Source organism: Oleiphilus sp. HI0125 (assembly GCF_001635355.1).
Genome location: NZ_LWGF01000002.1, coordinates 1 through 10,227, shown reverse-complemented (window position 1 = coordinate 10,227; position 10,227 = coordinate 1). Strand labels below are relative to the sequence as shown.

Sequence of the window (10,227 nt, the reverse complement as noted above, 5' to 3'; positions counted from 1 at the left end):
ACAGATTTATTGCTACTAAAAATGCGCACGGATGCAATGAATTATCATAGTCCGATTGCGAGCAGTAGCCCCTTAGGTCCAGAACGAGCGGTTTACGCATTTCGTTCAGCGATACATCGTTTCGTTAATGACCCAACTCTGGAAAAGCTTGCATTCAAACTATACGAAAAGGCATTGCATGGTGTGCTGGATGAGCTATATCAAAAGCTCAATAGCACGCTTGAAGCTGAAGGTATTCTAGCGGATAAGAGTCTTAGCTCTCTGGCCAAAGAGAAAGTTGTTTCACCCGATCTGCCAGAAAGCAAAGACTCCGAGCCTTCGGTAGAAGACGAAGCTCTTAATGATTCAGCTCAGACTACTGCATCAAATGCGTCTGCTAATGCAAAGCCCGCTTCAGAAACAAGTGGCCCTATTGTCGACTCTGTTTCTGAAAGCAACTCTTCTCAACAATCGCCCTCGTCCTCTCAAGTTAACAGGCCTTTTGGATATCGCCAGCAATCATTGAATCATGCTGGCGTTGATCAAGGTAATATTTCTGCTAGCAACATTACTGGTAAATCAATTCCTGTCGAGCCAGGTGTTGACCAAGAACAGATTAAAGAAGCTCAGTCCTTTTCAATTTTTAGAAATATCTTGAGTAGCTTCTCATCTAAGAAGACCGCACAAATTGATGATTCTGTTTCAGCTTTTAGTTCGAATGAGTTGAACGAAGGGCTTGCGCAGAAGCAAATCCCAACACGTTCTCTTGATAGCGAGGGTGAAGCCTTAAGCTTATTGTCTCGTGTTCTTCAAAGCTTAAATACTGGAGAAGATGAAGAGAAAGCTCTATCGCATGAGCAACAAGGACAAGTAGACGTTATTGATCGTTTCTTTGGATCATTACAAAATAATCCGCGTATTAGCTCTGAAGGCAAACAACATCTGTTTCGATTAGAAATACCAGTTTTACGCCAACTTTTGGAAAACGATACTTTCTTTGAAGATCAAAATAGCCCTCTTCGTGATGTGCTTAATCGTATTGCCAAACTCGGTGCACGAGGCAACCGTTTGGGACGTGTAGGGCATCAAAAAATTTCAGCGTTGCTTGAACGAATTAATACGGAGTTAAATGAAAACTCGGGCGTTATTGATGAGGTTAAAACTGAACTCGATGCGCTAATGGTCAAGCAGCATTCTCAGTATCTGAAAAATGTAGAGCGGGTTGCTACGGCAGCGGATAATGCACATCGATTAGAAGATATTCGTGCTGAATTAGAACAACGCATAGTGTATCTCCTTGATGGGGACGTACCTGTTGCTGTCGAAGAAATGCTGAATTCGGGTTGGTTAGACTTTTTGCAGTTAGAAGCTGTTAAGCATGGCATTGATAGCGACCAAGTAAAAAATGGCTTTCAAGCCTTAAATGCGTTGATTCAATTTGGCCGAAAGCCCGAGAGTGGATTTGAGGCTAAGAAATACGTTCCGTTTATTCAACAAGGATTAATGCAGATTTCAGGCGGGCAAGATGTTGCGAAGTCAGTCCGAGAATCTCTTAAAAACTTAGTGCTTGATGCTCAGCATAATCAGCACAAGATGATTCCTGGACAGACCTTGCCACTCGTGAGCGATATTAAGAAAGCCGATCGAGAGAATACCAACAAAGAAAAATCAGAACGCTTGGTTCCGTGGATTAAGCGTGCGAAATCTATCCCCCTAAATGCTTGGATGAGGTTTGACAAGGATGGTGAGTCGATTCAATTCATTCGTTTAGTCTGGATTGCGAAAGGATATAGCAAATTTGTTTTTGTGAATCACCAAGGTTTAAAAGTTATAGAACTTGGGCTTTTGAAATTGTCGGAATATCTAAAGCTCCAATCGATTACTCCTGACCCTAATTATGATCAGTCTCTCGTTAAACAGGGGCTCGATGATATGGTTAAGGATGTTTACGAGAGACTTGCGTTAGGCGCATCGACAGATCAACTAACAGGCCTTCAAACTGAAGATGAATTTAGAGGGAATGTTCGTCGCCGAATGCAAAGCGGAGAGAGAACTTCCCCGTGTGCGATGATGCTAATTCGTTGTCTGTTGGGTGAATTACCCGAGAGTTTAGAGAATAAAGCCGTAGAGGCGATTGGCGAGGTTCTTCGTAATTTTGAGGCAGACCAAGCATCGGTCGCACGTCTAAATCGCTATGACTTTGCGATATTTATTTCTGGTAAAACCCTGAATGAACAAATTGCACAAGCAAAAGAGATTGCGGGGCGTACAGCACAGATTGGTGTCGAATTTGATACGCCGTTTGTTGTGTTGTCGAGTGAGGTGCGGGGCTATCTAGGTTTTCATAATGAGCGCAGCTTGTTATCGAGTGCTGAGCAGAGCCTAAGGAAGATTGATCGTAAAGTATCTGGCGATGTTCAGGTTGAACTTTCTCAAACAGAAAGCGCATCTTCTCGATTTGCGATTGATGATTTGTCGTATTTCCAGGTGATGGCACAGCCTGTTAAAAACCTTTCGAACAATCCTATTTCAGACCATTTAGCGTTGAGCTGTATCGAGCCGGATGCGGACAGTAACTATCTAGCAGTAAACAAAGACGAAGGAGTGAGCATTAACTCCTGGTGGTTGAACTACATCGATGCTCGCTTAAATCAAAATGATATAGGTGTTGGCAGAATTCCAATACATAGCTCAGCATTTTTTGATGAGAATTTTAGTCAGTCTTTGCAGAAGGTATTGATGAAGGGGCATATAGCCGCAGATGATTTGTGGTTTGAGATATATGACCTAGACAGTGTGTCTAATCCTTATTTAGTAGCTGATTTAATGATGGATCTTCAGAACTTAGGGGTGAAATTTAGTCTGGCTGGATATGGAACTAAGCAATGCTCGCCCGACTTAGTGGAGTTGTTACCGATTGATTCGGTGACGATGGCAGCGAATACTTTGCAGTCTTCGCAAGAGTTAGAAGAGACTGAGCGATCACTGATTGAGTTGGCTCAACACTTCGGTAAATTGGTGATTGTTTCTAATGTTGATTCAGCTATTGCGATGCAAAAAGCAAAAATACAAGGAGCCGACTTCGCTCAAGGAGAGCGAGTCGGGCCAGCAAAAGAGTACAGTTAAGGACTAAGCTTCTTTAATTTCGTAGCTGTGGGTGATTTCTACATCAGCTTTTTCAAACATGATTGAAGCAGAGCAGTACTTAGTAGCTGAAAGTTCTACAGCTCTTTTAACAAGGCTCTCTTTAAGCTTTGTTCCAGTAACAGTGAAATGGATATCGATTTTTGTGAACACGCTTGGAACTTCATCAGCGCGCTCGGCCGTGATGTTAGCAACACAGTCAGTGACGTCTTGGCGAGACTTTTTGAGGATGCTCATTACATCAAAGCTAGTGCAGCCACCTAAGCCAAGTAAAATCATTTCCATTGGACGAGGACCTTGGTTCTTGCCACCATGATCTGGAGGACCGTCCATTGTGATTGTATGGCCGGAACCAGATTCTGCTACGAATTTAGCGTTGCCGCCCCAACGTATTTCTGCTTTCATAAAATTGCCTAAATAATGCGTTTAACTATGGCGCGAGAGTACCACAAAACAGAGTTTATTTTTATAAATGTGTATTTGATTTATTAGTCTATACTTTTAACTATCAATAAGTTGCCGAGAGCAGTTAAACATCGACAGAGGTGTTATTCGGTCTTGAAGGCATAATATAAAAAAGCGAAGTGAGCCGAGTAGCTCGTTTGCATATATGCATAAAAAGGTGTGTCGAATGTCCACAATCTTAAAACCAGTAGAAAGTAAAACTAAGCACTTGGATTTTTTCTTAAGTCAGTGTCACCGCCGTAAGTACCCAAGCAAAAGTACGATTATTTATGCCGGTGATAAAAGTGATTCTTTGTTCTATATCATTAAAGGCTCAGTTACTGTCATTATTGAAGATGATGATGGTCGCGAGATGATCATGGCTTACCTCAATACTGGTGATTTCTTCGGTGAAATGGGCTTGTTCGATAACATGGACTCGCGCAGTGCTTGGGTTAAAGCGAAGACAGAATGTGAAGTAGCTGAAATTAGCTATACCAAATTTAGAGAGATTTCTAATCAAGATCCTCGTATTCTTTACTTCATTGGTGAGCAAATGGCGTCCCGTCTACGCCAAACTACTCGCAAAGTTGGAGATCTAGCTTTCCTTGATGTGACAGGACGTGTTGCAAGAACACTACTTGATCTGTGTAAGGAGCCAGATGCGATGACTCACCCAGACGGCATGCAGATTAAAATTACGCGTCAAGAAATCGGACGTATCGTTGGCTGTTCTCGTGAAATGGTAGGTCGAGTACTAAAGACACTTGAAGAGCAGGGTCTCGTCCAAGTGAAAGGTAAGACGATGGTTGTATACGGAACGAGATAGACGTAAGCGACATATAAAAAAAGGCGCATTTCGATGCGCCTTTTTTGTTTTTGGCTTTTAGAACTATCGTACTTGAGTTGTCGTAGATCCTTGAGACGTCCAGTCAGAGATATAAATACTTCCGATCGTGCTCGGGTCGTTCAAATCATCCCCACCGATATTTTCAAACTTCAGCAAGTCGATCTGAAGGTCTCTATCATGTTGCACGCTTCCATCTGAATTGAACGTTGCTTCATGTTTAAAATTGCTTTTGTTGTACTGAATCTGACTTAAGGTATCAAAAGAGGCTGCGTCACCCACTACGCGTTCATTAGGTTTAACGATAGCTTGTAGGTTTGGGTCAAACTCTAAGTCAGGACGCTCTCGCTGGAACTCTTCCGTCAACTGATCTTCCAGTGATTTTATCGTCGATTCGGCAGATTTGATGGATGTATCGTCAGTGGACTCATTTTCGGGAGGTTCTTCATTCTTGCCAAGAGCTTCGACACGCAAGCCCGCAGCAGTTGGTCCGTATATTTGGAGCAGCCCGCTTCCAGAGTCTAGCGCTAGATCACTCATGTCATTTTCAGACAGCGGCTCAACCGCATAGGCAAAAAATGAGAAGCTCATCAATAATGTGAATGTTGAGTATAAGTATTTCATTGTAAATTGCTAGATTGTCGTTATATTTAGTTAACCAGTTAGGCAAGATTTACATTTTCGCGAACACGCACTAAAAAAAATCTCGACTACTCTTTTATTCCACCGTTTGTGTTCGTTCCGAAAGGTCGGAACAAATATTACGTTTGTTTAAATTATGAGCAATTTGGCGCGGAATTGGAATGTTTTTGTCGGCCATTTCAGTACATTTTGTCCATATATGCAAAATCACATAAGTGTACGGAGTAATTATGAACTCAGATCAGGACCCAAATGGTACTGAAGAATGGCTAGATGCCCTCAGCTCACTAATTAAGTTTGAAGGGCTCGAACGCGCGCAGTATATCCTTTCTCGACTGCAAGACCTAGGCGCTTCGAGTGGTTTATTGCCAACGCATTCTGTCGTTACTCCCTATCGCAACACGATTCCGCTAAAAGACGAAGCCAGAATGCCTGGTGATTTATTCATGGAGCGTCGTATTCGCTCCTTGATTCGGTGGAACGCGATGGCAATGGTATTGCGCGCAAATGATCGTCCGGGCGCTCTCGGTGGTCATATTTCGTCATTTTCTTCTAGCGCGACGCTATACGATGTTGGTTTCAACTATTTCTTTCATGCCGGTGATGATAAGCGAGAAGCTGACTTAGTGTATGTCCAAGGGCACTCATCTCCAGGTATTTATGCGCGTTCATATTTAGAGGGACGATTTGACGAAGGTCAGATGGATCGTTTCAGAAATGAGGTGGATGGGGATGGTCTATCTTCATACCCGCATCCATGGTTAATGCCGGATTATTGGCAATTCCCGACGGTTTCTATGGGGCTTGGTCCTTTACAGGCGATTTATCAAGCCCATGTCATGAAGTATCTCCATAGCCGAGGCTTAACAGATAAAGGTGAGAGAAAAGTATGGTGTTTCATTGGTGACGGTGAAACGGATGAACCTGAAACTCTTGGCTCAATTGCCTTAGCAGGTCGAGAAAAACTCGATAATCTTATTTTTGTTGTGAACTGTAATCTGCAGCGTTTGGATGGACCGGTGCGTGGCAATGGTAAAATCATCCAAGAATTAGAAGGTGTGTTTAGAGGCGCAGGCTGGAATGTTTTAAAGGTTGTTTGGGGGCGTAAATGGGATCCGCTATTTGAGCAGGATGAAAATGGTGCAATGCAACAAGCTATGAATGAGCTTGTTGATGGAGAAATGCAGAGCTTTAAGTCCAACGGTGGCGCGTATACACGTAAGCACTTCTTTGGTCGTTATCCTGAGCTCGGGAAGTTGGCAGATAATCTAACGGATGAAGATATTGAGCAGCTAAACCGTGGAGGTCACGACCCATATAAAGTCTACGCGGCATATCATAAGGCCGTGCATCATAAAGGTCAGCCAACCGTTATCTTAGCGCATACTGTTAAAGGTTACGGTTTCGGTAAAATGGGCGAGGCGACGAATACAACCCACTCTCTCAAAAAACTTGATATCGATACCTTAAAAGCATTTAGGGATAGATTTGGCGTTCCGATTAGTGACGAAAAAATAGGGGATGTTCCTTATTATCGTCCTGCACCAGATAGCCCTGAAGCGATCTACATGAAAAGGCGTCGTGAAGAACTTGGTGGTTTCTTTCCAAAACGTCGACAAAAAAGTGCACCGCTTTCAGTTCCAGGGCTTGATGTGTTCCAAGCTCAGCTTGATGGATCAGGTGATAGAGAAATCTCAACGACAATGGCCTTCGTTCGTATGCTTTCTTCTCTTACTAAAGAAAAACGTATCGGAAAAAGAGTCGTGCCAATCGTTCCAGACGAAGCTCGGACATTTGGTATGGAAGGCATGTTCAGACAACTAGGCATCTATACCTCTGAAGGGCAAAAGTATGTGCCAAATGATCGTGATCAGGTCATGTATTATCGTGAGGATCAAGCTGGTCAAATACTAGAGGAAGGCATTAATGAAGCCGGTGCAATGGCTGCATGGATTGCCTGTGCGACATCTTATAGTGTACACGATTATCCGCTAATCCCGTTTTATATCTATTACTCCATGTTTGGTTTTCAGCGTGTCGGAGATCTTGCCTGGGCGGCTGGTGATATGCGTGCTCGAGGATTTTTAATAGGCGGCACCGCAGGTCGAACCACCTTAAATGGTGAAGGCTTGCAGCACCAAGACGGGCATAGCCATGTATTAGCATCAACTATCCCGAATTGTTTATCTTACGATCCAGCATTTGCATGTGAAATGGCAGTAATTGTTCAGCATGGCATGAAGCGAATGTACGAAGACAATGAATCTGTTTATTACTATCTGACAATTACTAACGAAAACTATAAACAGCTTCCTTTGGTCAAAGGCAGTGAAGAGGGAATCCTTCGCGGCATGTATAAACGTGAAGAGCTAAATTCTGGCGGTGATCTTCATGTTCAATTACTGGGTAGTGGTACTATTTATAACGAAGTCGCTGCCGCAGGACAGTTATTAAAAGATGATTATGGCGTTGCCTCTAGTGTATGGAGTGTAACGAGTTTTAATGAGCTCGCGCGCGATGGCCAGCTATGTTCGCGTTGGAATCTGCTTAATCCTGATGCGAAAGCTAAATCATCATATGTAGAGCAATGTTTAGGAAGCTCTGAAAGCCCTGTCATCGCCTCAACTGACTACATGCGTCTTTATGCAGAACAAATTAGAGCGTATGTCGATGCTCCCTATACAGTGTTAGGAACGGATGGCTTTGGGCGCAGCGATACGCGAGAGAAATTACGTCAATTCTTTGAGGTTGATCGTTATTACGTCGTTATCGCAGCACTCGACAGTCTCGCTAAACAAGGAAAAATTGACTCAAGTGTAAGTCTTGAGGCCATGCGAAAATATAAAATTGATCGCAGTAGTATTGCGCCAATGTTGCGGTAATAGGAGGAACGTATGAATAGTATAGAAATTTACGTTCCTGACGTAGGTACCGAAGACGCGGTTGAAGTTATTGAGCTATTAGTGGATGTAGGGGATTCGATCGCGATTGATGATCCGATTATCGTGCTTGAATCAGATAAGGCGAGCATCGAAGTACCGGCAACGAGTGCTGGTGTTATTGATGCCATTAAGGTGAAAGTCGGTGACCAAGTAAAACAAGGTGATACTCTAATATCTGTATCTGCAGAGAGTTCTGATGAACCAGAAAGCGGCGAACAGAAAGAGGATGTTAAAGAAGAGCCTATTGCTGAAATTCAGGAAGCTGCGCCAGAGCAAAATGTGCCGAAAGCAGTTTCAGAATCGACAACTACTAAAGTCATTGTACCTGACCTTGGCGGAGCCGATGAGGTAGAGGTCATTGAGCTTTGCGCTGGTGTAGGGACAAACCTTAATGCTGATGATGCCATCATTGTGCTTGAATCTGATAAGGCCTCGATGGATATACCTTGTCCCGTAGCGGGAGAGATTCTAGATTTTAAAGTTTCTCTTGGTGACAAAGTCAAAGAAGGCGATGTTATCGCTTTGATCAAAACGCAAGCTACTAGCGAACCAGAAAACAACGCGACACCACCTTTAAAAGAGCAAAACGCAAAGACTTCAACTTCGGAAGCTAAGAGCGTTAAGCCGTCGAGCCAAACGAATTCATCAGTTCCATCGAGTGCAATGCAACCTCATGAGCAGAATGATAGTGTGCATGCAGGGCCAGCCGTTCGAAAATTAGCGAGAGAGCTTGGTGTTTATTTGGATAGAGTCAGTCCGACTGGTCCGAGGGGGCGAATTCAGAAAGATGACTTGAATGCCTATATAAAAGCGCAAGTTCAAGCTGCGCAAAATGGAATCGTGTCTTCAGGGCCAGTTCAGCCAGAGCTTCCGGACTTTGTAAAGTTTGGTGAAGTTGAAATACGTAAACTTGAAAAATTACACGCGTTAACTGCTAAGAATATGCAGTCGAGTTGGAACAATGTTCCACATGTTACGCAGTTTGATGAAGCAGATATTACCGAGTTAGAAACTTTCAGAAAGTCGAAAAAAGATGCGGCAGCGGCTAAAGGCCTTAAGTTGACGCCTTTGCCCTTTATGATCAAAGCATGTGCACATGCGCTGAAGGATCTACCTCAGTTTAATGTTTCACTTGATATGGCGAATAATCAGATTATTCAGAAGCATTATTACAACATCGGTATTGCAGTAGATACGAGCTATGGATTGGTTGTCCCAGTGATCAAAGACGTGCTACATAAAGATTTATGGGAGATAGCTGCAGAGCTTGGTGAACTAGCTGAAAAAGCCAAAGCCCGCAAATTATCCCCAGCCGACATGCAGGGGGCTTGTTTCACTATCTCTAGTTTGGGAAGTGTTGGAGGGACTGCGTTTACGCCAATTGTTAATCAACCTGAGGTCGCAATTCTCGGTGTCTCAAAGGCGCAAATGAAACCGATATACTCTAACGGTGAATTCCACCCGCGCTTAATGCTGCCCTTGTCGTTGTCTTACGACCATCGTGCAGTAAACGGAGCAGATGCTGCAAGATTTAGTGGCGTCATAGCTAAATATTTGTCTGATATTCGCGAGCTTTTGCTTTAAACTAGACCCTAGTCCACCAGAAATAAAAAAATCATAAGGGTAGATTAGGGATATGGAATTTCAGACTCGTTTCATTCGGCATGAAGATAGGCGTATTGCACGTCAGGCTCTTAGCGGTAAACATGGTTTCCGAGCGAGCGTTCTAATGCCAGGGGGGCAAATCGAGGCCTCCCTAAATGACTTTTCTAGTATTGGTTTCGCAATCAATATTCCTCATCATAGCCAGCATAATCTGCAAGTAGGTGGGCCTGTCTCATTGAGAGTGAGTCCAATGATTGGTTACGAATATGATTTACGTGGCATTGTCATTGATATTCGCTCCGATCGACAGCAAGGAACTAAGGTCTCAGCGGTCATAGAGCATGAGCAGAGTAATCCACATGGTAATTTTCAACCGATATTACTCAACGCAGAACAAAGCTTAAAAGGCCAGCTTGTTCATCCCTTTGCTTACAAGCAAAGTTCATACTTCGAAGTAGAAAGTTTATCGCTACATGGTTTTGTCGCTTCAAATATTAATTCTGACTTCACTCTTTTCGATGGTATGCGAGTGGAATTTAGTTTGGGGACAGTTCACGGCTTACAAAAGGTCTTTGGTACGGTGAGTAATATTGGCCTAACCGAAGAGAATTTGATTCGTTGTTT

General features: G+C 43.3%; 7 protein-coding genes. 5 read left to right on the top strand and 2 right to left on the bottom strand.

The annotated features are described in order from the left end of the window. Window positions 1–3,105 (top strand): DUF1631 family protein (locus A3762_RS00275; RefSeq protein WP_156493081.1); only part of this gene is annotated, 3,105 nt, incomplete at its 5' end. A gap of 3 nt (window positions 3,106–3,108) precedes the next feature. On the opposite strand, the gene A3762_RS00270 is transcribed toward A3762_RS00275, so the two are convergent. Further along, window positions 3,109–3,528: an OsmC family protein gene (locus tag A3762_RS00270; protein WP_068753527.1), complete on the bottom strand. Its 420-nt coding sequence runs from the start codon at window positions 3,526–3,528 to the stop codon at window positions 3,109–3,111. A 226-nt stretch (window positions 3,529–3,754) separates the two neighbouring features. Here A3762_RS00270 and crp point away from each other — a divergent pair, with 226 nt between their 5' ends. Next, window positions 3,755–4,396, top strand: a complete 642-nt coding sequence (gene crp / locus A3762_RS00265; protein ID WP_068473863.1) for a cAMP-activated global transcriptional regulator CRP — start codon at window positions 3,755–3,757, stop codon at window positions 4,394–4,396. Between the two features lie 63 nt (window positions 4,397–4,459). Here crp and A3762_RS00260 read toward each other — a convergent pair whose 3' ends face one another. Next, window positions 4,460–5,038, bottom strand: coding sequence for a hypothetical protein (locus tag A3762_RS00260; RefSeq protein ID WP_068753525.1), 579 nt, complete (start codon window positions 5,036–5,038; stop codon window positions 4,460–4,462). 248 nt (window positions 5,039–5,286) lie between these two features. Here A3762_RS00260 and aceE point away from each other — a divergent pair, with 248 nt between their 5' ends. The 3 genes from aceE to A3762_RS00245 form a co-directional block, all read left to right on the top strand. After that, complete coding sequence (aceE, locus tag A3762_RS00255) at window positions 5,287–7,938, top strand: pyruvate dehydrogenase (acetyl-transferring), homodimeric type (RefSeq protein WP_068753523.1); 2,652 nt, start codon at window positions 5,287–5,289, stop codon at window positions 7,936–7,938. Between the two features lie 12 nt (window positions 7,939–7,950). After that, entirely contained in the window at window positions 7,951–9,582 is a 1,632-nt protein-coding gene (locus tag A3762_RS00250; protein WP_068753521.1) for a dihydrolipoyllysine-residue acetyltransferase, read from the top strand. Window positions 9,583–9,634: 52 nt separating this feature from the next. Beyond that, on the top strand, window positions 9,635–10,227 hold a 593-nt coding region (locus tag A3762_RS00245; protein ID WP_156493080.1), incomplete at its 3' end, for a PilZ domain-containing protein.

Bases quoted from the DNA above. Each gene is read 5' to 3' on its own strand.
- A3762_RS00260 (WP_068753525.1), bottom strand. From the start codon at position 5,038: ATGAAATACTTATACTCAACATTCACATTATTGATGAGCTTCTCATTT.
- A3762_RS00250 (WP_068753521.1), top strand. From the start codon at position 7,951: ATGAATAGTATAGAAATTTACGTTCCTGACGTAGGTACCGAAGACGCG.
- crp (WP_068473863.1), top strand. From the start codon at position 3,755: ATGTCCACAATCTTAAAACCAGTAGAAAGTAAAACTAAGCACTTGGAT.
- A3762_RS00270 (WP_068753527.1), bottom strand. From the start codon at position 3,528: ATGAAAGCAGAAATACGTTGGGGCGGCAACGCTAAATTCGTAGCAGAA.
- aceE (WP_068753523.1), top strand. From the start codon at position 5,287: ATGAACTCAGATCAGGACCCAAATGGTACTGAAGAATGGCTAGATGCC.